Annotated in this window: 18 protein-coding genes; 10 read left to right on the forward strand and 8 right to left on the reverse strand. The window is 71.6% G+C overall.

All coding sequences use genetic code 11. The features are described from left to right. Nucleotides 1–32 precede the first annotated feature (32 nt). Together ACIF83_RS38785 and ACIF83_RS38790 are read left to right on the forward strand one after the other, a co-directional pair. Nucleotides 33–1,274 (forward strand): amidohydrolase, encoded by a 1,242-nt coding sequence (locus ACIF83_RS38785; RefSeq protein ID WP_398138843.1) that lies wholly within the window; start codon nucleotides 33–35, stop codon nucleotides 1,272–1,274. A 119-nt stretch (nucleotides 1,275–1,393) separates the two neighbouring features. After that, nucleotides 1,394–3,367 (forward strand): Ig-like domain repeat protein, encoded by a 1,974-nt coding sequence (locus tag ACIF83_RS38790; protein ID WP_398138842.1) that lies wholly within the window; start codon nucleotides 1,394–1,396, stop codon nucleotides 3,365–3,367. A gap of 21 nt (nucleotides 3,368–3,388) precedes the next feature. Here ACIF83_RS38790 and ACIF83_RS38795 read toward each other — a convergent pair whose 3' ends face one another. Then, on the reverse strand, nucleotides 3,389–4,447 hold the full coding sequence (locus ACIF83_RS38795) for a hypothetical protein (RefSeq protein WP_398138841.1): 1,059 nt from the start codon (nucleotides 4,445–4,447) through the stop codon (nucleotides 3,389–3,391). Nucleotides 4,448–4,511: 64 nt separating this feature from the next. Further along, nucleotides 4,512–5,681, reverse strand: coding sequence for a PP2C family protein-serine/threonine phosphatase (locus ACIF83_RS38800; RefSeq protein ID WP_399734478.1), 1,170 nt, complete (start codon nucleotides 5,679–5,681; stop codon nucleotides 4,512–4,514). 137 nt (nucleotides 5,682–5,818) lie between these two features. On the opposite strand from ACIF83_RS38800, the gene ACIF83_RS38805 reads away from it, so the two are divergent. Beyond that, nucleotides 5,819–6,265: a hypothetical protein gene (locus tag ACIF83_RS38805; protein ID WP_399734345.1), complete on the forward strand. Its 447-nt coding sequence runs from the start codon at nucleotides 5,819–5,821 to the stop codon at nucleotides 6,263–6,265. A gap of 231 nt (nucleotides 6,266–6,496) precedes the next feature. Beyond that, the gene (locus ACIF83_RS38810) at nucleotides 6,497–7,438 is read left to right on the forward strand and encodes a hypothetical protein (RefSeq protein ID WP_399734348.1); all 942 of its coding nucleotides are present in this window, start codon (nucleotides 6,497–6,499) and stop codon (nucleotides 7,436–7,438) included. 226 nt (nucleotides 7,439–7,664) lie between these two features. On the opposite strand, the gene ACIF83_RS38815 is transcribed toward ACIF83_RS38810, so the two are convergent. Continuing rightward, nucleotides 7,665–8,990 (reverse strand): PLP-dependent aminotransferase family protein, encoded by a 1,326-nt coding sequence (locus ACIF83_RS38815; protein ID WP_393475163.1) that lies wholly within the window; start codon nucleotides 8,988–8,990, stop codon nucleotides 7,665–7,667. A gap of 89 nt (nucleotides 8,991–9,079) precedes the next feature. Here ACIF83_RS38815 and ACIF83_RS38820 point away from each other — a divergent pair, with 89 nt between their 5' ends. The 5 genes from ACIF83_RS38820 (at nucleotide 9,080) to metG (ending at nucleotide 16,463) form a co-directional block, all read left to right on the forward strand. Further along, a complete protein-coding gene (locus tag ACIF83_RS38820; protein ID WP_399734351.1) occupies nucleotides 9,080–9,871 on the forward strand; it encodes an alpha/beta fold hydrolase in 792 nt (263 codons plus the stop codon). A 9-nt stretch (nucleotides 9,872–9,880) separates the two neighbouring features. Continuing rightward, nucleotides 9,881–10,840 carry an endonuclease/exonuclease/phosphatase family protein gene (locus ACIF83_RS38825; protein ID WP_399734354.1) on the forward strand — a complete coding sequence of 320 codons (960 nt, stop codon included), beginning with the start codon at nucleotides 9,881–9,883 and terminating at the stop codon, nucleotides 10,838–10,840. Between the two features lie 38 nt (nucleotides 10,841–10,878). Beyond that, entirely contained in the window at nucleotides 10,879–12,825 is a 1,947-nt protein-coding gene (locus ACIF83_RS38830) for an FUSC family protein (protein WP_399734357.1), read from the forward strand. A 122-nt stretch (nucleotides 12,826–12,947) separates the two neighbouring features. Beyond that, nucleotides 12,948–14,570 carry a VWA domain-containing protein gene (locus tag ACIF83_RS38835; protein WP_399734360.1) on the forward strand — a complete coding sequence of 541 codons (1,623 nt, stop codon included), beginning with the start codon at nucleotides 12,948–12,950 and terminating at the stop codon, nucleotides 14,568–14,570. Nucleotides 14,571–14,747: 177 nt separating this feature from the next. Next, on the forward strand, nucleotides 14,748–16,463 hold the full coding sequence (gene metG / locus ACIF83_RS38840) for a methionine--tRNA ligase (RefSeq protein WP_399734363.1): 1,716 nt from the start codon (nucleotides 14,748–14,750) through the stop codon (nucleotides 16,461–16,463). Between the two features lie 66 nt (nucleotides 16,464–16,529). On the opposite strand, the gene ACIF83_RS38845 is transcribed toward metG, so the two are convergent. Together ACIF83_RS38845 and ACIF83_RS38850 are read right to left on the reverse strand one after the other, a co-directional pair. Then, nucleotides 16,530–17,873 carry a polysaccharide lyase family 1 protein gene (locus ACIF83_RS38845; RefSeq protein WP_399734366.1) on the reverse strand — a complete coding sequence of 448 codons (1,344 nt, stop codon included), beginning with the start codon at nucleotides 17,871–17,873 and terminating at the stop codon, nucleotides 16,530–16,532. A 94-nt stretch (nucleotides 17,874–17,967) separates the two neighbouring features. Then, nucleotides 17,968–18,315, reverse strand: coding sequence for a DoxX family protein (locus ACIF83_RS38850; protein ID WP_393475143.1), 348 nt, complete (start codon nucleotides 18,313–18,315; stop codon nucleotides 17,968–17,970). A gap of 92 nt (nucleotides 18,316–18,407) precedes the next feature. On the opposite strand from ACIF83_RS38850, the gene ACIF83_RS38855 reads away from it, so the two are divergent. After that, nucleotides 18,408–19,127: a hypothetical protein gene (locus ACIF83_RS38855; protein ID WP_393475140.1), complete on the forward strand. Its 720-nt coding sequence runs from the start codon at nucleotides 18,408–18,410 to the stop codon at nucleotides 19,125–19,127. Nucleotides 19,128–19,135: 8 nt separating this feature from the next. On the opposite strand, the gene ACIF83_RS38860 is transcribed toward ACIF83_RS38855, so the two are convergent. The 3 genes from ACIF83_RS38860 to ACIF83_RS38870 form a co-directional block, all read right to left on the reverse strand. Continuing rightward, a complete protein-coding gene (locus ACIF83_RS38860) occupies nucleotides 19,136–20,023 on the reverse strand; it encodes an intradiol ring-cleavage dioxygenase (RefSeq protein ID WP_399734369.1) in 888 nt (295 codons plus the stop codon). A gap of 122 nt (nucleotides 20,024–20,145) precedes the next feature. Further along, a complete protein-coding gene (gene aspS, locus ACIF83_RS38865; RefSeq protein WP_393475134.1) occupies nucleotides 20,146–21,909 on the reverse strand; it encodes an aspartate--tRNA ligase in 1,764 nt (587 codons plus the stop codon). Nucleotides 21,910–22,294: 385 nt separating this feature from the next. Then, nucleotides 22,295–23,341 carry an AI-2E family transporter gene (locus tag ACIF83_RS38870; RefSeq protein WP_399734372.1) on the reverse strand — a complete coding sequence of 349 codons (1,047 nt, stop codon included), beginning with the start codon at nucleotides 23,339–23,341 and terminating at the stop codon, nucleotides 22,295–22,297. Between the last annotated feature and the right edge of the window lie 33 nt (nucleotides 23,342–23,374).

Below are 23,374 nucleotides of genomic sequence, written 5' to 3' on the forward strand. Positions count from 1 at the left end.
CCGTGTCCCGCCGGGAGCCTACCCTTGCCCCCGTGACCTCTCCCGCAGCGCGCACCGCTCTGGATCTCACCGACGGACTCCCGGTCCCGGACCTGGAGGACTTCTACCGCGACCTGCACCGTCACCCCGAGCTGTCGTTGAGCGAGCACCGCACCGCCGGGAAGCTCGCCGGGCGGCTCAAGGAGGCCGGGTTCGAGACGGCCGAGGGGATCGGCGGCACCGGGGTCGCAGGGGTGCTGCGCAACGGCGACGGGCCGACGGTGCTGCTGCGCGCCGACATGGACGCGCTGCCGGTGCAGGAGGAGACCGGGCTGCCGTACGCCTCGCGCACGGCAGGGGTGATGCACGCCTGCGGGCACGACCTGCACGTCACCTGGCTGGCGGGCGCGGCCGAGGCGCTGGCGGCCGGGCGGGAGACCTGGAACGGCACCCTGCTGGTCGTGGGCCAGCCCGCCGAGGAGACCGGGCAGGGCGCGGCCCGGATGGTCGCGGACGGGCTGTACGAGCGCTTCGGGCGCCCGGACGTGCTGCTCGGACAGCACGCGGCCCCGGGCCCGACGGGCCTGTACCCGCACGCGCCGGGCCTGATCATGTCGGCGTCGACGGACGTGGACATCGTGGTGCACGGCCGCGGCGGCCACGGTTCCCGGCCCGAGTCGACCGTGGACCCGGTGGTGACCGCCGCCTACCTGGTCACCCGGCTGCAGACGGTCGTCTCCCGGGAACTGGCCGCCCGCGAGGCCGCGGTGCTGACCGTGGGCCGGATCGAGGCGGGCACCCGGCACAACATCATCCCGTCCGAGGCGCGCATCGCGCTGAACCTGCGCACCCAGTCGGAGGAGGTGCGGGAGCGGATGCTGGCCGCGATCCGCCGGATCGCGCGGGGCGAGTGCCTGGCCGCCGGCTGCCCGCGCGAGCCCGATGTCACCCTCGGCAACAGCTTCCCGGAGACGGTCAACGACATCGGCACGGACACCGCGGTGGCCGCCGTGCACCGCGAGGTCTTCGGCACGGGCACGGTGTTCGACCCGGGCCCGGCGATGGGCAGCGAGGACTTCCCGGAGCTGGCGCTGGGCTCGATCCCGTACTCGTACTGGTTCGTGACGACCACTCCGGCCGACGTGTGGGAGAAGGCCCCGGGCGCGACCTTCCCGGAGAAGTTCTCGGCCGTGCCGAGCAACCACAGCCCCCACTTCGCGCCCGACCTGTCCACGATCGCCCCGGGTGTCCGGACCCTGGTCTCGGGGGCGCTCGCCTTTTTGTCAGTGGCATGACCTAGTCTTCGCGACCTAGTCTTCACTCATCCGCCACGCACGGCACACAGGGGGCTCGTACATCAGCCGTGCCGCGTGGCGCTCACCTCACTCATTCGTTCCGGGGGGTTCGAATCAGCGTGCGTATGCGCACCCTCACGACTGCCACTACCCTGGCCGTCCTCTTCAGCTCGGCGGCCCTCGCCGCCACTTCGGCGTCCGCCGACACCAGCAAGACCCTGCCGGTCAAGCAGACCGCCGACCTCGTGGTCGACGGCGTCCACCAGCAGGTCTTCGTCAGCGACCCGAGCAACGGCAAGATCGTCGTCACCGACTACGCCGGCAACGTCGTCAAGCAGCTCACCACGAACCTGACCGGCGTGAGCGGCCTCGAGCTGTCCGCCGACTCCGGCACGCTCTACGCGGCCGTGCCGGGGCTCGACGCCATCGCGGTCTTCGACACCGCCACCGACTCCGAGACCACGCGCTACGACGTCAAGGCCGACCAGCCGCGCAGCGTCGCCCTCGCGGGCGGCAAGCTGTGGTTCGGCTACGGCGGCGCCGCCGCGGGCAACATCGGTTCCGTCGACCTCGCGAGCGAGCAGCACGACGTCACCCTGGATCTGGACAACGGCTGGTACAGCGCGCCGATCCTCGACGCGGCGCCCGGCTCGAACATCCTGGTCGGGGCGCAGACCGGGGACAGCTCCGGCAAGGTCGTCTCGTACGACGTCACGTCCGGCACCCCGAACCGGCTCGCCTCCACCAGCGCCGGCGAGAACACGAAGGACATCGCCGTCACGCCGAACGGCCAGGACGTCGTCGTCGCCAGCGGATACCCGTACCACCACCCGGTGTTCAAGACCGCGGACCTCACGGCGGACGGCAGCTACGCCAGCGACACCTACCCGAACGCCGTGGCCGTCGCCCCGGACGGGACGGTCGCGGCGGGCGTCGACGGCTGGTACAACCCGGACATCTTCGTCTACAAGCCGGGTGCCACCACGTCGGTGCGCGAGTACGACTTCCCGAACACGGGCCACACCAGCGGTTCCGACGAACTCGCCGACTCCGCCCTCGCCTGGTCGCCGGACGCCTCCCGCCTGTTCGCGGTGTCGTACAACAGCGACGGCGTCTACACCCTGCGCGCGTTCGACGCCCCCACCAAGGCGACGACCACCGTCACCGTGGACGCCCCGGCCACCGCGGCCCGCGCCAAGCAGCTCACCGTCAAGGGCAAGGTCACCTCCAAGGTGGCCCTCCCCGCCGACGCCAAGCTCACGGTCACCCGCACCGACCTGGACTCCCCGAACGGCAAGACCCTGCCCTCGGTGACGGTCAAGGCCGACGGCAGCTACTCCTTCACCGACACCCCGCCGGCCGGCGGAAAGGTGAAGTACAAGGTGGCCTACGCGGGCGACGCCGAGCACGCGGCGGGCTCCGGCACCGACACCGTGGACGTCTCCCGCGCCAAGCCGGCGCTGACGATCAACAACAACGGCAAGGTGTACTCCTACGGCAAGGACGTGAAGTTCACGGCCCACCTGGGGACCACCTACAAGAACCGCACGGTGGAGATCTGGGCCGACCCGTTCGGCTCCGACAAGCCGAACAAGCTGGTGAAGTCCGGGAAGGTCAACTCCGACGGCAACCTGTCGGTCTGGCTGGACCTGAAGCGGGACACCAAGGTCACCGCGAAGTTCGCGGGCGACGCCCGCTACCAGCCCCGGTCGGTCTCCAGCACCGTCGGCGCCAAGGTGAGCGTGTCCACGTCGGTCAGCAACCACTACAAGGCGAAGAGTGCGTGGGGCCACACGTACTACTTCTTCCACAAGAGCAAGAACCCGCTGATCACGACGAAGATGCCGTACTTCCCGGGCCGTCAGCAGAAGTTCGAGTTCGAGGTGTACTACCAGGGCCGGTGGTACCCCGGTGACCCCGCGTACTTCAAGCTGGGCACGGACGGCGTCTCCAGGGTGCAGATCACCGGCGACCACAGCCAGGACGTCGGCTGGCACTTCCGGGTCCGCTCCTCGTACATCAACGGCTCCTCAGGTGACACCGTGAACTCCACGACGCACGGCGCCTGGAAGTACTTCACCTTCACCAGCTGAGGCCGCTGCCGGCCAAGGCCGCTACCGGGCCGCCTGGAGCTGCCGCAGGTGCCGCTGGACGTTCTCCAGCGCGCCCTGCCGGCGGCCCGGCACCCGGAGTCTCAACTCCGCGAGCGCGGGTCCGAGTTCACGGGCCCGCGCCGCGTCCTTGATGCACCCCCACTGATGGTGGGCCCGGTCCACGGCCGCCTCCACGGCGGGCGCGTCCACCGCCTGCCCGGCAGCGAGCCGCACCCCGGCCACACCCAGCCAGGCCCGGCAACTGCGCACCGAATCCCCCGCGAACATCGCCAGATCGGCCCGGACTTCGGCCCAGTGCAGCGCCTCGTCGGAGGCGGGCCCATAGCCACGCACGGCGGCCCGCTCATGCTGAGCGGCGAGCGCGTCGGCGTCGGCGTGCCGCCCGGCCTGGACGGCGGCGCTGATGGCGGCGTGGGGATCACCACTCGGTCGAGGCCGAGCGGTGAGCAGGATGTTCGTCGGTGCCTCGTCGGCGATCCGGGCCAAGGCCTGGTGGTGCAACTGGTCCGCCGGCGGCCGGTGTCCACTGCGCAACAGCGTCGCCACCGCCTTCATGTACGACGGCTCGGCCAGACCCCGCCGGCCCGAGGGGGGCGCGATGCGGCCGTACACCGCACTGGTGCGGCCCGAGTCGAGCGGCCGCTGGGCGAGGTGCTGCCAGGTCTCGGCGTCCGCGTGCAGGTCGACGAAGAGTGCCGTGGACCCCGCGGAGCGCAGCCGCAGTTCCTCTCTGATCCAGTGCCACGGCAGTGCCGTGTAGCGGACGGTGGCCGGGGTCGTGCGGGCCAGGGCCAGGTGGGGCTGGTGCTGTCGGCGGTCCAGGTGGAGTTGCCCGGCGATGTACACGGTGAGCGGCCCGGGCGCGGCCGCGGCGGCGCGCAGCCGGGTGAGGACGGCCTGCGGCTCCAGCGGGTCGGCGAGTTCGACCACGTTCGCGGTGTCGGTGCCGGACAGCACGGCAGGGGCGACCGCGGCCAGCACGGGCAGCACCGCGGCCGCGTCCACCAGGCGCCCCCGCCCCAGCGGCGAGGCCGCGAGCAGCAGCACGGTTCCGGGCATTGTCCCTCCCCTGTAGATCGCCCTACAGCCAGCACCGTAACCGCTGCTGGTGCAAAGGCGCGTCTCAGGACTGCAAACGTCCCCGTACGGGGTCTTCGCCCGCCCGTCGGACGGCGAAGACCGTGGTGTCGTCCTCCAGGCGGCCGCCGCTGTGCAGCAGCACGCCGTCACGGACCCGGCGGACCAGGCGCCGCGGCTCGGCCCGCCCCGGGTCGGCCTCGACGGCCCGGTCCACCTCCCGGGCCAGCGGGTAGAACTCCCCGGCAGCGTCCCGCGCCTCGGTCACCCCGTCGGTCACCATCAGCAGGGTCTCCTCGCGCCCGAACGGCACCCGGTGCAGCGGCGGGCGTCCGGGCACGAGGTCGCCGAACCCGAGCGGCAGGCCGTCGCCGCTGGGCAGGGTGCGCACCCCGTGCGGTCCGACGGCGAGCGGGGGCTCGTGCCCGAAGTTGATCAGCTCGATCGTGTCCGGGGCGTGCTCGGGGAAGCCGAGCAGGACTGCGGTGGCGAAGCGTTCGCCGTCGTCCCGGCCGAGGGCGGTGGTGTGCCTGCGGTGCCGGACCATGCGCACCTCGAGCCGCTCGGCGACGGTCGCCAGGTCCGCCTCGTGGTAGCCGGCCTCCCGGAAGGTGCCCAGCAGCGCGGCCGCCGTCTCCACCGCGCCCAGGCCCTTGCCCTGCACGTCCCCGACGAGGACGCGGGTGCCGTGCGGGCCCGGCTGGATGTCGTAGAAATCCCCGCCGACCTGGGCCTCGACGTCGGCGGCCAGGTACACCCCCGCCTGCTCCAGGCCCGCCCAGACCGGCGGCAGCGGGCGCAGCACGGTACGTCGGGTGGTCTCGGCGATGTCCCGGATGTGCAGCATCTGCCGTTCCCTGCGCACCCGCACGGCGGAGGCCAGCACGCCGAGGGCACCGCCGAGGGCGACCAGGACGAAGTCGGCGAGTCCGGCCTGGTACGCGCCCGGCCAGAGGCTGTCCACGACGACGTACGTCACCAGCGACAGCACGGCGAAGGCGGTCGTCCCCCACACTCCGCAGATCGCGGCGGCGATACCGGGCACCAGGACGATCCAGGAGACGATCCGGAACCGCTCGGTGGTGTTGATGTCCACCAGCACGATGCCGACGAGCAACAGCAGGGGCGGCACCCAGGCGATGCTCCGGCCATGGATCCGCAGCAACTGCCGCCGGAGCCGGTACTCCATGTCCGTCACGGCCGGGCAGCCCTCCATGTCCTCGGAGAACTTCAGCGAAACACGGGAACACGGGCGCCGCATCCGGGCACTCTTCCCCCTTCCGGCCGACTTGCCAGGGCGTCCCCCCAGGTGTGCTCTGGTAGGCGGGGGCGAGGAGAGAGAGGAGTGCTCTCATGGCTCAAGCGGCACCGGCACCCGGCGGCATGATCCGGGGCGGTCGTACTCCCGACGTCTTCAGCGAGCGCACGCACGCGGTGGCCAAGGTCGCCGTTCCCGTCGTGCTCGGGCTCATCTACGGGTACTGGGCCGCGGCCAACACCCGCTACGGCGGGCCCATCACCGGCTGGAACCTGCTGTTCGGCTTCGTGACGGCGATCGTGTTCGCGGCCGTCTGGATGGGTCTGGCGGCCCTGACCCCGCGGCTGCCGCGGGAGCTGCACGCGGCGCTGTGGGCCGCCTTCACGGGAATCGCGGTCGGCTTCCTGTACAGCCTCAGCGGCCGCGGCCACTCCGTTCTGGCGTCGGCGGGCCTGGGCGTGGCGTTCGCCGTGGTCGTGGGCGGCGTGCTGTTCTACCGCTACTACACGCACGAGGACGCGGAGGGAAACCGCATCCGCTGAGCACCCGAGTACACGAGACGCGCGTGGGCCCCGGCCGGAGACCGGCCGGGGCCCACGCACTCCCCTGTAACTCCCTCCTCACCAGCACCAGGAAACACCCGTTCGGAGGAACCCTCCACCGGAGAGCGGACTGCCCCGCTCCGCCAGGCGGCGCGGCCGTTCGGCTTGACATTTCCCCCGAATGCAGTCGTACCGCTCGCCCCCCGGGTCCGGCGGGCCTTGCCTGGAAGCGTGCCCCCACGCCTCAGGAGCGTCCTGTCGGCCGTGCTGATCGCCCTTTCCTGCCTCCTCGTGCCGTTCGGCGCGCTGGCCGCCTGGGCGTCGTACGGGCTCGCCGACACGGGCCGGTACGTCACCACGATGGCCCCGCTCGCCGCCGACCCGGACGTGCGGGAAGCCGTGGCCAAGACGGTCGGGGACGGCATCCTGCGCGAGGTGGACCAGCGGATGGACGTTCGCGGGGTACGCGGCTCGGTCGCCCCGTTCGTGCACGACGCGGTGCGCTCCTTCACCCAGACCCGCGCCTTCCGGCTGGCCTGGGACACCGGTAACCGGGTCACGCACGACGCGATCCTGCGCGCCCTGCGCGCGGAGGACCCGGCCGAGGACGCGGGCGAGCGCCCGGTCACCGTGGACCTCGCCCCCGTCACCGCCCAGGTCAAGCAGCAGCTCACCCACGACCACATTCCGCTCGCCGCCCGCATCCCGGTGGAGCACACCGCGGTCCCCGTGCTCCAGGCGGGCGAGGTGGGCCGGCTCAGGAAGGGATTCCACGTGCTCGAAGTCGCCGGCTTCTGGCTCCCGGTCGCGGCCGTCGTCTTCGCCGTCGCCGGGATCGCCCTGGCCGTCCACCGCCGCCGCGCCGTCGCGGCGACCGCGCTGGGCACGGCTCTGGGCGGCGCCCTCCTCATCTTCGCCCTCACCATCGGCCGCACCCTCACCCTCGCCGGCCTGCCCGCCGACGTCCCCCACCCCGCAGCGGCCGCGATCTACGACGCCCTGACCGCCACCCTGCGCAGCACGTCCTGGCTCCTGCTGGCCCTGGGCCTCACAGTGGCCCTGACCACCTGGCTGACCCGCCGCCTACGCCTCCCCCGCACCACCCGAGGCCACGAGGACTCCACAGCCCCCACCCCGGCCCAGCCTCCGGCCCCGACACGAGCCAGAGCCTGAGCCCGGCATCAAGGTCGAGCCCGAGCTCCTGAGCCCCTGATCGAGCCGGAGCCGACGACTGCCGAGGCGGACGACGCCCCGCATGCCGCCGGCGGCGAGAACGCTGCACAGGGGCCACCCGCACCCGACCACGAAAGCCGCACGAGTGGCGGGTGGGAACGAGACCGCCGAAGGCGAAGCCGAGGCGGAACCGCAGCTCCAGCCGGAGGCAACCGCCGAGGCGGCCCTACCCCCGCGCAACCCCCGCAAGCACCCGCAACGCCCGCACCAGCTCCCCCTCCGGCACCGACGCGAGCCCGATCCGCACAGCATCCGGCGTACGGCTCGGATCCACGGAGAACGCCGTACCCGGGGTCACCGCGATCCCACGCGCCCGCGCGGCCGCCGTGAACGTGTCCGCCCGCCACCCCACAGGCAACTCCCACCACGCGAAGTACCCCGCCGGATCGGCCCGCACGGCAAACCCCTCCAACTCCTCGGCAACCACCCGCTGCCGCCGCCCCGCGTCCGCCCGCTTCGCCTCGACCAACCGCGCCACACTCCCGTCCCCGATCCACCGCACAGCCGCCTCCAGCGCGAAGCACCCCGCATTCCACCCCCCGGACCGAACGGCCCGCGCCACCGCCTCCACCCGCCCGCCCGGTACGACGACGAACCCGACCGTGAGCCCCGGCGCCACCCGCTTGGACAGCCCGTCGACGACGTGCACTAGACCCGGCGCAAGACCGGCGAGCGCGGGCTCGCCGCCAGGGTGCAGAAAGGACCAGATCCGGTCCTCCACGACCGGTATCCCCAGGCTGTGGACGACCTCGGCCAGCCGGACCCGCCGCTGCGCACTCAGGGTCAGCGAGGTCGGGTTGTGCAGCGTCGGCTGAAGGTAGAGCGCGGACAGGGGAGCGGCGCGATGAACCGCCGCGACGGACTCCGCCAGCAGCCCCTCCGCATCCGCCGCAAGCGGGACCAGGGTGACACCGAGCCGCCCCGCGATCTCCTTGACCAGCGGATACGTCAACGGCTCCACACCGACCCGCCCACCCGGCCGCACCAGGGAGGCGAGGGTCGCGGCGATGGCCTGCCGGGCGTTGCCGGTGAAGAGGATCCCGTCGGGATCGGGCCGCGGACCGCCACCGGCCAGCAGCCCCGCCACCGCCTCCCGCGCCGCCGCGGTACCGGCGGCCGGGGCGGGCCGCATCGCCTCGGCCAGCGCGTCCGGCCGCAGCAGGGACGCGAGCGCGGGAGCCAGCAGCTCCGCCTGGCCGGGCGCGGACGGGTAGTTGAGCTCCAGGTTCACGGGCGCGCCACTTGCCGCCTCGGTCAGCGCCCGCCCCGGCTGTGCGTCCGGCGCGGTGGCCCGGACGAACGTACCGCGCCCGACCTCGCCCACCACCAGCCCGCGGCGGACGAGCTCGGCGTACACCCGCCCGGCCGTCGACGCGGCGATCCCGTGCCGCCGGGCGAACGCCCGCTGCGGCGGCAGCCGCTGCCCCGGCCGGAGCCGGCCGCCGCCGATGTCGCCCGCGATCCGGTCGGCGATACGCCGGTAGTCGTCCACAAGTCCCCCCGCCGTACCGCCATATCCGATTGCACCGAGGGCAAAGATTTTATTGCACCGAGGAGTTGGGGGGACCTAGGGTCGATCACATGCCCCCCTTCCTCTCGTACGAGGACAAAAACCCCGGAGTCTCCTCCTCCCGGATCCCCCTCGTCCTCGTCCACGGCCACCCCTTCGACCGCACCATGTGGACCCCGCAGCTGGCCGCGTTCTCCGCCGGCCGTCGGGTGATCGCCCCCGACCTGCGCGGCTACGGCTCCTCCCCGGTGACGCCCGGTACCGTCCCGCTCGCCCGCCACGCCCAGGACATCGGGGAACTGCTGGACTTCCTGGGAGTGGACTCCTTCGTGCCGGCCGGGCTGTCCATGGGCGGCCAGATCGTCATGGAGTGCTACGACCACTTCGGCGACCGCGTCCGGGGCCTGGTCCTCGCCGACACCTTCCCCGCCCCCGAGACGTCCGAGGGACGGCGGGGCCGGATCGCCATGGCCGACCGGCTGCTCACCGAGGGCATGCGCGGCTACGCCGACGAGGTCCTGGAGAAGATGGTCGCCCCGTACGCCGCCCCCGAGGTCAAGGCCCACGTCCACCGCATGATGACGGCCACCGCCCCGGAGGGCGCCGCGGCCTCCCTGCGCGGCCGCGCCGAACGCCCCGACTACCGACCCCTGTTGACCAGGGTGAACGTGCCCGCGCTGGTCGTCGTGGGCGCCGACGACACGTACACCCCGGTGGCGGACGCGGAGGCGATGCACGCGGCACTGCCCGACTCCGTACTGCACGTCGTCGCGGGCGCGGCCCATATGCCGAACCTGGAACGGCCGGAGGAGTTCAACGAGGTGTTGGAGAAATTCCTGACCGAGGTCGACTCACGCTCGTAGTCTCGGGGAGTGACACAGAGCCCTGGGCGCGGACTCGGTTCCTGGTCGGCCGGACTGCTCCTCGCCGGGGTGAGCGTGGTCGTCGGCTGTCGCGTGGCCGGCGCCGACGGCATCACACCCGTGCCGCAGCTGCTCGCCTTCCTGCCCTGGCTGCTCGTGCCGACCGGCGTCGCCCTGCTGTGCGCGCTGCTCGCCCGCTGGTGGCCGGGGCTGGTGTGGGGAGTCGTCGTACTGGGACTGCTGGCCTGGTACCTGGAGCCGTACGGGAAGACCACGGAACCCGTCGGCCCGCCCCTCGCCGTCCTGCGCGTGCTGACCTCGAACGTCGAGTTCGGGCGCGGCACCCCCGCCCTGGTCCCGCAGATCCGCCGCCTGCGCCCCGACCTCGTCTTCGTCGAGGAGTGCGAGTACACCTGCCAGGACACGCTGGACCGGGACTTCGCCCGCGCCTACCCCCACCGGCAGGCCGTGGCCGCGGGCGGCTCGCACGGCTCGCTCATCCTCAGCCGCTTCCCGCTGAAGGGCACCGCCGGCGTCCGCGGCACGATGGGCATGCCCGGCGCCGTGGCCGACGTACGCGGCCACGCCGTCCGCGTCCAGCTCGCCCACCCCATGCCCCCGCTCGCCGGCCAGGTGGGCCTCTGGCAGCGGGAACTGGGCCGGCTCCGCGGCTTCGCGGCCGCCGACCCGCACACGCCCACGATCCTCGCGGGCGACTTCAACGCCTCACAGGACCACGCGGCCTTCCGCCGCGTCCTGGACGCCGGCCTGACCGACGCCGCCCGCCTCGCCGGCCACGACCGCACCCCCAGCTGGCCCGCCCGCACGTCCTCCGTCATCGGCGCCCAGATCGATCACGTCCTGCTGTCCACTCCGGACTTCTCCGCGACCGACGCCCGCTTTCTGCGCCTGGCCGGCACCGACCACCGTGCACTCGTCGTCGACATCACGCTCCACCAGCGCGGATGACCCCGGGCGGGCCGGAGCGAAGCGGCCATAATGGGCGCATGTCCCGCGAGTTCCCCATCGGCCTCACCCCTCCCGACTGGCTGGTCCGGAACCTCACACCCCACCCGGCACCCCTCAATTGGGCCGCGATGGCCCGGGCCGCACTCGCGATGACGCTCCCCCTGGCGATCGGATTCGCGGCCGGACAGCCGACGTACGGCGCGCTCGCCTCCATGGGCGCCCTGTCCGGCGTCATCAGCGACACCGCCGACGCCTACCGCATGCGCATCGTCAACATCGCGGTCCCCCAGCTCTTCGGCGCGGTGGGCGTCACCGTGGGCTCCCTGGTGTACGGCCAGGGGTGGTACGCGGTGGCCGCCGTCACCGGCATCGCCCTGGTGTCCGGAATGATCTCGACGATCGGCGCGGTGTCCTCCGTGTCGGGACTGCTGCTGCTCCTGAACGCCGTGATCGGCGCCGGACTTCCGCTCCCCGGCCCGTGGTGGCTGCCCCCGGCCCTGATGGCCGGCGGCGGCCTGTTCGTCCTCGCCCTGGCACTGCTCGCCTGGCCGCTGCGGGCCGGTGTGCCGGAGCGTGCGTCGGTGGGGGCCGCGTACCGCGAGGTGGCGGACCTGCTGGCAGCCTGCGCCGACCCGGACCCGGACCGCTACACCGACGTCCGCTTCGAGGTCACCCAGTCCCTCAACCAGTCCTACGACCTCATCCTCGCCCACCGCGCGCGCCACCACGGCCGCAGCCGCGAACTCACCCGGCTCCTCGCCCAGTTGAACGCGATCACGCCCGTGGTCGAGGCGGCTCCCGCCGTCCACCTCGCCGGCCACCCGCTCCCGCCGGAGGTCCCGGAGGCGGTCCGGCACCTGGCCGAGGCCATCGAGACCGGCTACACCGGCCCGATAGCCCTGCCGCACCTCCCCACCCCCACCACGGAGACGGCCCGCGCCGTCGACCACGCCCTGCGGCACACGGCCGGGGTCGTCACGGCCCCCGACGTGGACCCCCGGGGAATCGACGACCGCCTCGGCCGCCCGGCCGGCCCGAGCATCCGCACGGCCCGCGCGGCCCGCAACGTGGTCCTCTCGGCGAACTCCTGGCACTACGGCCTGCGCCTGGCGCTGTGCATCGGCATCGCGCAGGCCCTGGTCTCCCTCATCGCCGTCCCGCGCTCCTACTGGGTGGCCCTGACCATCACCTTCGTCCTCAAGCCCGACTTCGGCTCGGTGTTCTCACGGGCACTGCTGCGGGCGCTGGGCACGGTGGCCGGCCTGGTGATCGCGGCGGCGGTGCTGGCCGAGGTGCCCCCCGGCTGGTGGGACGTCCCCGTCATGCTGGTCCTCGCCCCGCTGATCCCCGCCCTGACCCCCAGGGGCTACGGCTACCAAACGGCAGCAATCACCCCGGTGATCCTCCTCCTCTCGGACATCCTGAACCACAAGGGCACGGCCCTCCTTCTCCCCCGCCTCCTGGACTCCCTCATGGGCTGCGCGATCGCTCTGATCGCCGGGTACCTCCTGTGGCCGGAGAGCTGGCACACCCGGGTCGGCGACCGCCTGGCGGACGCCGTCGCGGACACGGCGGTGTACGTCGAGGCGGCGTTCGGCGCGGACACCGATCCCTCCGCCCGCGCCCGCATGCGCCGCCGCCTCTACCGTGACCTCTCGACGATCCGCACGGAGTTCCAGCGGGCCCTGACGGAACCCCCACCGACCGGCCGCCGCGCTGCGGCCTGGTGGCCCCTGGTGGTCGCGGTCGAACGCATCGTCGACGCGACGACAGCGGCCCGAGTCCGGGTGAGACACGGCGCCCCGCCCCCGTCACCAGCCGAAATCTCCCAGGTGTCGCTACAGCTCAGAGAGTTGTCGGACGGCGTACGGGAGGCGGACACACTGGTCGCGGTCCGCACGGACCTCACGGGCCCGTCGGGCAGCGTCCTGGAGCCCCTCCGTCAGGAAGTGGCTGCGGCGAGGGCGATCGCGTCGCCACACTGACATGCGGTCGAGACTCGGCTGAGACTCGCCCCTCCCCAAGATTGCAATCCCAGGCCGCTAACCTTACGTGTCCGTCCTGGCCAGGGATTGACGGGCATCAACTCACGCGAAGGGTTGCGCACATGGGCATTCTCACTCTCCTGCGGAACGCGTTCGGCCGGTCACGCAAAGCGCGTGCCGCCGAAGCAGAGGGTGCGGAACAGGTTCCTTCGCAGGAGCAGCACCAGGAGCCGGCACCGATCCCCTCCCCGGCAACCGAGCCGACCCCCACCCCGACCCCCGAGATCCCCGAGCCCCGCTCCGCCTCGCCGGACGAGCACGAACTGGTATCGGCGGCCTTCGACAACGTAGCGGTCCCCAAGCCGGCAGAGCCGGTGACGGGGCCTGCCAACGAGGCAGAGCCGGTGGCAGCGGTCGAGGCCGAGCCGGTAGCCGAGGCCGAGCCGGTGACGGAGCCCGTCGCCGAGGCCGAGCCGGTGGCCGAGGCCGAGCCGGTGGCCGAGCCTGAGCCGGTGACGGAGCCCGTCGCCGAGGCCGAGCCGGTTACGGAGCCCGAGCCGACGGCCGAGACCGAGGCCGAGCCGGTGGCCGAGCCTGAACCGGTGACGGAGCCCGTCGCCGAGGCAAAGCCGGTTGCGGAGCTGGAGCCGGCGGCCGAGGCCGAGCCTGAGCCGGTGACGGAGCCCGTCGCCGAGGCCGAGCCGGTGGCAGAGGCCGCTCCGGATCCGGAGCCCGAGCCGGTGGTGGAGACCGTCGCCGAGGTCGAGCCTGTGGTGGAGACGGTGGCCGAGCCCGAGCACGTCGTGGTGCCGGATCCGCCGGCCGCCGAAGGCGAAGCCGGGGCGAAGGCCGCGAACGACGACCCGCAGGCCGCCGACGGCGAGGACGCCCCGCAGGGGCCACCCGCACCCGACAACGAGACCCGCACGGGTGGTGCGGGTGGGAACGAGACCGCCGAAGGCGAAGCCGAGGCGGAACCGCAGGCCCAGCCGGAGGCCGAGGCGGAACCGCAGGCCCAGCCGGAGGCCGAGGCGGAACCGCAGGCCCAGCCGGAGGCCGAGGCGGAACCGGCCAAGCTCACCCCCGCAACCCCCCTCACCCGGGTCAAGTCCAGCACCCCCTCCCTCACCACCGCCTACAAGGCAGCCACCACCACCCTCAAGAAGACGGACCTCACCGGCACCCGAGCGAAGCTCTACCTCGTACTCGACCGCTCCGCGAGCATGCGCCCGTACTACAAGGACGGCTCCGCCCAGGCCCTCGCCGACCAGACCCTCGCCCTCGCCGCCCACCTCGACCCCGAGGCCACGGTCCACGTCGTCTTCTTCTCCACGGAGGTCGACGGCACCACAGACCTCACCCTCACCCCGGACCACGAGACCAAGATCGACGACGTCCACGCCGCCCTCGGCCGCATGGGCCGTACGAGCTACCACGCCGCCGTGGAAGCCGTACTCACCCACCACGAGAAGACCGCGGACACCACTCCCGCCCTGGTGATCTTCCAGACGGACGGCGCCCCCGACGCGAAGACCCCTGCCACCCAGTCCCTCACCGAGGCCGCGAAGAACCACCCCTCCGTGTTCTTCTCCTTCGTCGCCTTCGGCGAGCACGACAACAAGGCCTTCGACTACCTCCGCAAACTGAAGACCGACAACACGTCCTTCTTCCACGCGGGCCCGACCCCGCGCGAGCTGACGGACACGGAGCTGTACGAGGGCGTACTGGCGAACTGGCGCCCGTAGCCAGCCCCACCCGGCACCGCCCATAACTGGTCGTAACCGGTCGTAACAGCCCATAACTCTCTGCACCCCCATGCCGCCCGCTTCTCACCCCGTAAAACGGGAAGCGGGCGGCATACACACGTCGGCTACGATTTCAAGGTTCGGTTCGTACACGTAGCGACCTGGGAGCAGCCCGCGATGGCTCGACACCTCATCACCAGCGCCCTTCCGTACATCAACGGGATCAAGCACCTGGGCAACATGGTGGGGTCCATGCTCCCGGCGGACGTGTACTCCCGGTACCTCCGCCAGCGCGGCCACGACGTCCTGTACATCTGCGCGACCGACGAGCACGGCACCCCCGCCGAGCTGGCCGCCAAGGAGCAGGGCCTCCCGGTCGACGAGTTCTGCGCCCAGGCGCACGACGCGCAGAAGGCGGTCTACGACGGCTTCGCGCTGGCCTTCGACTACTTCGGCCGCAGCTCCAGCGCCGAGAACCGCGACATCACGCAGCACTTCGCCCGCAAGCTGAACGAGAACGGCTTCATCGAAGAGCGCGCGATCCGCCAGGTGTACTCGCCCACCGACGGCCGCTTCCTCCCGGACCGCTACGTCGAGGGCACCTGCCCCCACTGCGGCTACGACAAGGCCCGCGGCGACCAGTGCGAGAACTGCACCCGGGTCCTCGACCCGACGGACCTGATCAACCCCCGCTCGGCGATCTCGGGCTCCACGGACCTGGAGGTCCGCGAGACCAAGCACCTCTTCCTCCTCCAGTCCAAGCTGGAGAGCGAGGTCCGCGAGTGGGTCGCCCGGCACGACAAGGACTGGCCGCAGCTGGCCTCCTCCATCGCCCACAAGTGGCTGACCGAGGGCCTGCACGACCGCGCGATCACCCGCGACCTGGACTGGGGCGTCCCGGTCCCGGCGGACACCTGGCCGGAGCTGGCGGCCGAGGGCAAGGTCTTCTACGTCTGGTTCGACGCCCCGATCGAGTACCTGGGCGCGACCAAGGAGTGGGCGGACCAGGACCCGGAGAACCGGGACTGGAAGTCCTGGTGGTACGACGTCGACACCGACGTCCGCTACACGCAGTTCATGGCCAAGGACAACGTCCCGTTCCACACGGTGATGTTCCCGGCCACCGAGCTGGGCGTGCGCGAGCCCTGGAAGAAGGTCGACTTCGTCAAGGCCTTCAACTGGCTGACGTACTACGGCGGCAAGTTCTCCACCTCGCAGAAGCGGGGCGTCTTCACCGACCAGGCCCTGGAGATCCTCCCCGCCGACTACTGGCGCTACTTCCTGATCGCCAACGCGCCCGAGTCCGACGACTCGTCCTTCACCTGGGAGCACTTCACGGCCACGGTGAACAAGGACCTGGCCGACACCCTCGGCAACTTCGTCAACCGCGTCCTGTCCTTCTCCCGCAAGCGCTTCGGCGACGACGTCCCCGCGGGCGGCGAGCCGGGTGAGGCGGAGACGCGGCTCGGCGAGGAGATCGCGCGTCTGCTCGCGGAGTACGAGGAGCACATGGAGGCCCTCCAGTTCCGCAAGGCGGCCGCCGCGCTGCGCGCCCTGTGGTCGGCCGGCAACTCCTACCTGGAGGAGAAGGCCCCCTGGCTGGAGATCAAGACCGACAAGGACGGCGCGGCCCTCACCCTGCGCACGGCGATGAACCTCATCCACCTCTACTCGGTGGTCTCCGAGCCCTTCATCCCGGCGACGGCGAAGACCATGCGGGAGGCGTTCTCCCTGGCGGACGACACCGCGGCCTGGGCCACTCCGGAGGCGGCGAAGTCCCTCACCTCCGTCCCGGCCGGCACCCCCTTCACGGTCCCGCCGGTCCTGTTCGCCAAGCTGACGGACGAGGACCTGGAGACCTACAAGGAGCGCTTCGGCGGCCAGGACGCGTAAGGCGGTCGTGACCGAGGGGCCCGGGAACCGCACGGTTCCCGGGCCCCTCGGCCGTCCGGGCGGCGGCTAGGAGAGCACGCCCGCGCCGGTCGTCGTGGCCAGCTCCGTGAGCAGGTTCTTCGCCGACGTCTCGAGCCCGGCCGTCAGGGTCGGCGTCCAGTTCACCGTCGTCCTGATCTTCTTGGACGAGGCGGCGTTGTACGCGGCGACGAGGTCGGTGGCGGTGCCGTTGACGAGGTTGCCGCTGCCCGCGATGGACCCGGTGCCGTCGCCGCTCAGCAGCTTGGAGACCTTGCCGCCGCTCGGCACCTTCCAGTAGTTGTCCTCGGCGACGACCTGGGCCTTGGCACGGGAGTTGATGCTGTACAGCGGGGCGTACCCGTCGAGGGTCGTCGTGTCGTACACGTTGTTGTACACGTGGATCTGGCCGATGCGGGCGAGCGGCGCCCGCTGCACGATGCCCTTCCACACGTTGTGGTGGATGGAGACGCGCAGCTTGCCGGTGCTGTCCGTGTCGCTGCTGCCGATCAGCATCGTCTTGTCGTGGTCGACGAACCGGTTGCGCTCGACGGTGACCAGGTCCGAGCCCTTGGTGATGTCGAGGGCGCCGTCGTGGATCTGGTACTCGCGGCCGTAGTACTTGGGGTTGGCGCTGTCGAGGTGGGGCGCGTCGGTGAACGTGTTGTGGTCCGCCCACACATGGCTCGCCCCCCGCAGGGTCACGGCGTCGTAGGCGGAGTTCCAGTTGCCGTCGTCCCCGTCGGTCGGGTCCCACTGCGGGAAGCAGTCCTCGGTGGCGGAGAAGGCGAGATTGCGGACGATGACGTTGTCGACGTCCTTCACCTGGAGGCTGCCGCCGGTGATCCCGGCGTTCGTCCCCGGCACGCCCACGATGCTGGTGTTGGCGGGCACCTTGAAGACGATGTTCTTCGCCTGCTTGGCCTGGGCGGCGGTGCGGGCCTTCTCCTGCGTACCGGAGGGCAGCTTCGAGCGGCCGTAGGTGGAGGGGTCGTACGCCTTCAGGTAGGCGGAGAGCGAGTAGCCGGTCCCGGCCGCGTAGTCGGCGCAGGACAGCTTCTTGCCGCTGTCGTCGGTGTTGGCGTCGACGGTGCCCTTGATCTTGATGATCCGGGGCGTGGTGTCGGAGGCCGACCCCAGCGCCTTCACGAGCTGCGCCCTGGTGGAGACGGTGAAGGTGTGCGCGGAGTCGGCCTTCGCGCCGCCGGTGGTCCCCGTGCCGGAGGCGGCCCAGCCGTCCTTGGCGGGCAGCGTCTGGTGGTAGAGGTCGGCGGCGGTGGCGTTCGCGTTCATCACGAACACACCGGCGCCGACACCCGCGGCCACGACGGCGGCGGACACGGCGAGGGTGCGCCGCCTGCGGAGGGACCGGCGGTGGGAGGGAGCTGCCACGGAGGAGTCCTTAGGGTCTGCTGAAGATGCCTTACGACCCCTCAGTGGCCGCCGCTCCCGGGAAAGTTGCCGCGCCGTACACATGTCCTTCCGGCTAGGCCAGGTATCCGAGCACGAGCGCTCCGACCACGGGCGCGGCGTAGACGAGCGGAAACGGAACGTGCGAGTACCACCGGGCCCGGGCCACGGTCACGGCGGCGCCGAGGAAGTACACCACCAGCCCGATCCCCGCCGGCACTCCGACGAACGGCACGAACAACCCCACCACCAGCCCCACGGCGCCGGCGGCCTTGGCCACCCCCAGCAGGGTCCACCACCCCCGCGGCACCCGGTAGTCGGTGAGCGCCTGCACGATCCACTGCGCCCGCAGGAGCAGCACGGTCCCGGAGAACCCGGCCATCAGCGCGGCGAGCAGGGTGACGACGATGTGGGCGGTACGCATGAGAGGCTCCCAACGAGCGATCACTGAGTGACGGACACCCCTCTGACCCGCGTCGTCGCACGTGTGTGACAGGAAGCCAGAAAAATCTTCCCGTGAACATTCCCGAACCCCACCGCCGGCTCCTCTCGGACGTCGTCTCCGCCGGCAGCCCCTACGTTCTCGTGCTCGCCGGCGGTTACGCCCTTCAGGCGCACGGGCTGCTGGAGCGGCCGCATGCCAACCTCGACTTCGCCACCGAGAGCGCCGAGGCCATGGACCGGATCGCCGGTGCCGTCGGTGCGGCGCTGGAGGCGCGGGCGCGGCCGGTGCGGGCCGGGGCCGTCACCGCGCTCACCGCGCAGCTGACCGTCACGGACCCGCCGACCGGTGAGCCGTGCGTGCTCGTGCTGCACAAGGAGGTCTTCTGGCAGCCCGCTGCGCTGACCGAATACGGCCCGGCCCTCTCCTTGGAGGACGCCGTCGGTACGAAGATCCGTGCCCTGTACGACCGGGGCGCGGCCGTCGACCTGATCGACGCGCAGGCGGCGGCGACCCGCTTCTCCCTCCCCGACCTGGAGGAGCTGGGCCGCCGGCACGCCCACGACCCCTTCGACCTGCCCACCCTCCAGTCCCGCCTCACCGGCACGGACTGGTACGCGGATGCGGACTTCGTCCGTTACGGGCTGACCGAACCACAGGTCACCGCCCTGCGCGCCTGGGCCCAGCACTGGTCCGACGACATCGCCGAGCGGCTGCTGGAGGACGGCGCCTCACCCGACACGGAGAGCGGCGTGGAGAGCGACCTGGAGGATGAGCAGGGCGGTGCCGACTGACGTGGGCGTCAGCTGCCGTCGTTCGTCTCGTCCGGCGCCACGCCCAGGGTGAGATGGGCGCGCACGCCCCGCGCGATGTGCTTCTTGTCGTACTTCAGATACAGCAGGCCGCCCGCGTGGCCGTTGCCCGGGTAGATCGTGTCCTCGTCGAGGGTGGTGCGGGTCGTGGTGTTGGTGGAGTACGGCTCCACGTCCTCCGTCAGCAGCACCGCCTTCTCGGCGAAGAACAGCTGGCCGGTGTGGCAGGTGTGGCCGCCCTCGTAGCCGGCGTCGGTCCACGTCCCGTCGACGTGCACCTTGACGTGTATGTGCACGCAGCGGCCCTGGTACCAGCCGGGGAAGACCGTCCGGAAGGTGACGTGGCCGTGCTTGTCCGTGCGCCAGGTGCCGCGCAGGTAGCGCTCGTCGTCGGTGGGCTCCTGGTGGCCGCCGCCCCCGCCGCCCGGTCCGCCGGAGGGCGGTGCACCGGTCGGGGTGCCCGTGGGGGTCTGAGTCGGGGTGCCCGAGGGCGCCGGGCCGCCGCCCCCGCCGCCGCTGCCCATCGCCTCGTACCCGGAGTAGACGCCCAGGGCGTTGCAGTGCCAGATGTCGACCGCCGCGTCCCGCAACGGCTTGCAGGTCTCCGCGTCGATCACCTTGAGCGTGAGCGCGAGGGGGATGCCCTCCTCGTCCTCGGTGACGTCCTGCCGGATCTTGTCGGCGTCGATGTAGTAGGGGCCCTCGACCAGCTCGGAGGTCAGCGTGTAGCACGTGTCCTCCGTGGCCTCCTCCTGCGCGGAGGCGCTGACGGCGAAGGCGCCGCCGACCCCCACCGCCGTCACGGCCACGCCGCCGGCCGCCAGCACCGTACGGCGCCTCAACTGTCCTTTTTCCTGGGCTTCCTGAGTCTCCGTCATGGCCAGGACCGTAGAAGCCGGGGACCGCACGGGAACATCGGAAAGAGCTGTGAATCGAGGTGCGCATGGGAAAGGGCTCGAAACCGATGCCGGTCTCGAGCCCTTTCCGCCCCGCTTGTGCCTTACTTCGGCTGCGGCTTGCGGATGTTCAGGTGCAGCTCCCGCAGGCGGGTCTCGTCCAGCTCGGTCGGGGCGCCCATCATCAGGTCCTGGGCGTTGCCGTTGAGCGGGAAGGCGATCGTCTCGCGGATGTTGGGCTCGTCGGCGAGGAGCATGACGATGCGGTCCACGCCCGGGGCGATGCCACCGTGCGGCGGGGCGCCGAAGCGGAAGGCGCGGAGCATGCCCGCGAACTTCTCCTCGACGGTGTCCCGGTCGTAGCCCGCGATCTCGAAGGCCTTGAGCATGATCTCCGGCTCGTGGTTCCGGATCGCACCGGAGGACAGCTCGACGCCGTTGCACACGATGTCGTACTGCCAGCCGAGGATGTCCAGCGGGTCCTGGGTCTCCAGGGCCTCCAGGCCGCCCTGCGGCATCGAGAAGGGGTTGTGGGAGAAGTCGATCCCGCCGGTCTCCTCGTCCTTCTCGTACATCGGGAAGTCGACGATCCAGCAGAAGCGGAAGACGCCCTCCTCGAAGTGGCCGGCGCGACGGGCCGCCTCGACGCGGACCGCGCCCATGATCTTGGAGACCTCGTCGAACTCGCCCGCGCCGAAGAAGACCGCGTGGCCGGGGGCCAGCGACAGACGCTTGGTCAGCTCCGCGACGTTGCCCTCGGTCAGGAACTTCGCGATCGGGCCGGACAGCGAGCCGTCCTCGGCCACGCGCACCCAGGCCAGACCCTTGGCGCCCTGCTCGACCGCGTACTCACCGAGCTGGTCGAAGAACTTGCGGGGCTGGGCGGAGACGTCCGGCACCGGCAGCGCACGCACGTGCTTGCCGGCGAACGCCTTGAACTCCGAGCCCTCGAAGACGTCGGTGATGTCCACCAGCTCCAGCTTGGCGCGCAGGTCCGGCTTGTCGGAGCCGTACTTCAGCATCGCCTCGCGGAACGGGATGCGCGGGAAGGGGGAGGTGACGTGACGGCCGCCCCCGAACTCCTCGAAGAGTTCCGTCATCAGCTTCTCGACCGGCTGGAAGATGTCCTCCTGCTCGACGAAGGACATCTCGATGTCGAGCTGGTAGAACTCGCCCGGCGAGCGGTCGGCGCGGGCGTCCTCGTCGCGGAAGCAGGGCGCGATCTGGAAGTAGCGGTCGAAGCCGGAGATCATCAGCAGCTGCTTGAACTGCTGCGGGGCCTGCGGCAGCGCGTAGAACTTGCCCGGGTGCACACGGGAGGGGACCACGTAGTCGCGGGCGCCCTCGGGGGAGGTGGCGGACAGGATCGGCGTCGCCATCTCGTTGAAGCCCATCGCCGCCATCTTGTGCCGCATCGCGGAGATCACGGCCGTACGCAGCATGATGTTGCGGTGCATGCGCTCGCGGCGCAGGTCCAGGAAGCGGTACTCCAGGCGCCGCTCCTCGTTGACCCCGTCCTCGGCGTTGATCGTGAAGGGCAGCGGGGCGGCCGCGCCGAGCAGCTCGACCTCGCCGACCTCGACCTCGATCTCACCGGTGGGCAGGTCGGGGTTCACGTTCTCGGTTCCACGTGAAACAACCTGGCCGTCGATGCGGACCGAGGACTCCTTGGAGATCTTGTCCAGGGCCTCGTAGGCGGGCGTGCCGGGACGGGCCACCAGCTGCGTGATGCCGTAGTGGTCGCGCAGATCGATGAAGAGGATGCCGCCCAGGTCGCGCCGATTGTGCAGCCAGCCACTCAGCCGGACGTCGGTGCCGACGTCAGAGGCGCGGAGCTGGCCGCAGGTGTGGGACCTGTACCGATGCATCGTCGTTCATCGTCCTTCGTGGTGGGGTGATGAGTGCCGGAGCTGCCGCTCCGGCGGGAGCCGGACACGGGGCCCGGACCCATCAAGGGTACCGGCCAGGCCAAGATCGGCTCCCCACCATTTCCCCCACGGGCCGGGCATCGGCTCCAGGGCCTCGGCGACACATCCAACAGCGGCGCGCACCCATCGATTCTTCCTACAGTGGCACCTCTTCAGAAGATCTTCCCGAAGTGGGGCAATGCGCTGGTCACCGTGGACACGGAGGCGGCGCGGCTGCATGCGCTCGCGGCGCAGTGGCGCGGCCGCCCCGCTCGCATCCGGATCATGGACGAGCAGGGGCGGATCGTACGGGTCGTACGCAGCCGTTCGAAGCCCTCCTGCCCTTCTACGAGTCCAACGGCGCGGGGGCGCCGTAACGCGTGCGCAGTTCGTGGACGACGGCGAAGGCGGCGGCGGTCAGGGGCACCGCGAGGAGCATGCCGAGGATGCCCGCGACGGACGCGCCGGCGGTGATCGCCAGCATCACCACCGCGGGATGCATCTGCACGGTCCGGCTCTGGATCACCGGCTGGAGCACATGCCCCTCCAGCACCTGCACCGCGACCACGACCCCGAGTGCCCACAGCGCGATCACGAAGCCGCGGTCGGCGAGGGCGACCAGCACGGAGATCGCACCGGAGAGGAAGGCTCCCAGGTAGGGGATGTAGGCGGTGACGAAGACGAGCGCGGCGAGGCCGACCGCGCCGGGCACGCGCAGGATCAGCAGGCCGATGCCGATGAGGGTCGCGTCGATGAGGGCGATCACGGTGGTACCGCGCATGAACCCCTCGACGGCCTCGTAGGCGCGCCGCGCCATGGCCTCCAGGGTGTCGGCGGTGTCCCCGGGCGCGAAGGCCCGCAGGTTGTCGACGACGCGGTGGGAGTCGCGCAGGAAGAAGAAGACGAGCAGCAGCGCGAGAACGGCCATGGCGAGGCTCTCGCCGACGACGCTGACCCCGCTGATGACGTTGGAGGCCGCCGTCCCCCCGAACTTGCTGAGCAGCTTGCGCGAGTTGGCGGCGAGGTCGTCGAGCCCGGTCCCCGCGGCTCCGAAGTGCTGCGCCACGGACCTGGCGGCATCCCGGAGGGAGGCGATGATCTGGTCGCCGGTGTCGATGAGCGCGGCGACGACGATGTAGACGGCGCCACCGACGACGGCCACGACGGCCACACAGGTCACCCCGGCCGCGAGCGACCGCTGGACCCCCACGGCCACGAGTCTGCGGTGCAGGGGCCCGAGCAGGGCGGTCCCGAGCAGGGCGAGCAGCACCGGGATGACCGCGGTCCTGAACTCCCCGCACAGCCGCACCGCGACCCACCCGACGCCGGCGACGAGCAGCAGCGCGACACACCAGGCGGCGAGCCGGCGAACGGGCTCGGGCAGCAACGACACGCTTCCAGCGGATCATGGGGGGCCACGGCTGTC

Source organism: Streptomyces sp. NPDC085866 (genome assembly GCF_044541035.1).
Classification (GTDB): Bacteria; Actinomycetota; Actinomycetes; order Streptomycetales; family Streptomycetaceae; genus Streptomyces.

What these genes read in the sequence shown, in the direction of transcription:
- ACIF83_RS38795 (WP_398138841.1), bottom strand. Translation starts at nt 4,447, where the DNA reads ATGCCCGGAACCGTGCTGCTGCTCGCGGCCTCGCCGCTGGGGCGGGGG.
- ACIF83_RS38800 (WP_399734478.1), bottom strand. Translation starts at nt 5,681, where the DNA reads ATGGAGGGCTGCCCGGCCGTGACGGACATGGAGTACCGGCTCCGGCGG.
- ACIF83_RS38805 (WP_399734345.1), top strand. Translation starts at nt 5,819, where the DNA reads ATGGCTCAAGCGGCACCGGCACCCGGCGGCATGATCCGGGGCGGTCGT.
- ACIF83_RS38820 (WP_399734351.1), top strand. Translation starts at nt 9,080, where the DNA reads ATGCCCCCCTTCCTCTCGTACGAGGACAAAAACCCCGGAGTCTCCTCC.
- ACIF83_RS38830 (WP_399734357.1), top strand. Translation starts at nt 10,879, where the DNA reads ATGTCCCGCGAGTTCCCCATCGGCCTCACCCCTCCCGACTGGCTGGTC.
- ACIF83_RS38835 (WP_399734360.1), top strand. Translation starts at nt 12,948, where the DNA reads ATGGGCATTCTCACTCTCCTGCGGAACGCGTTCGGCCGGTCACGCAAA.
- metG (WP_399734363.1), top strand. Translation starts at nt 14,748, where the DNA reads ATGGCTCGACACCTCATCACCAGCGCCCTTCCGTACATCAACGGGATC.
- ACIF83_RS38850 (WP_393475143.1), bottom strand. Translation starts at nt 18,315, where the DNA reads ATGCGTACCGCCCACATCGTCGTCACCCTGCTCGCCGCGCTGATGGCC.
- ACIF83_RS38860 (WP_399734369.1), bottom strand. Translation starts at nt 20,023, where the DNA reads ATGACGGAGACTCAGGAAGCCCAGGAAAAAGGACAGTTGAGGCGCCGT.
- aspS (WP_393475134.1), bottom strand. Translation starts at nt 21,909, where the DNA reads ATGCATCGGTACAGGTCCCACACCTGCGGCCAGCTCCGCGCCTCTGAC.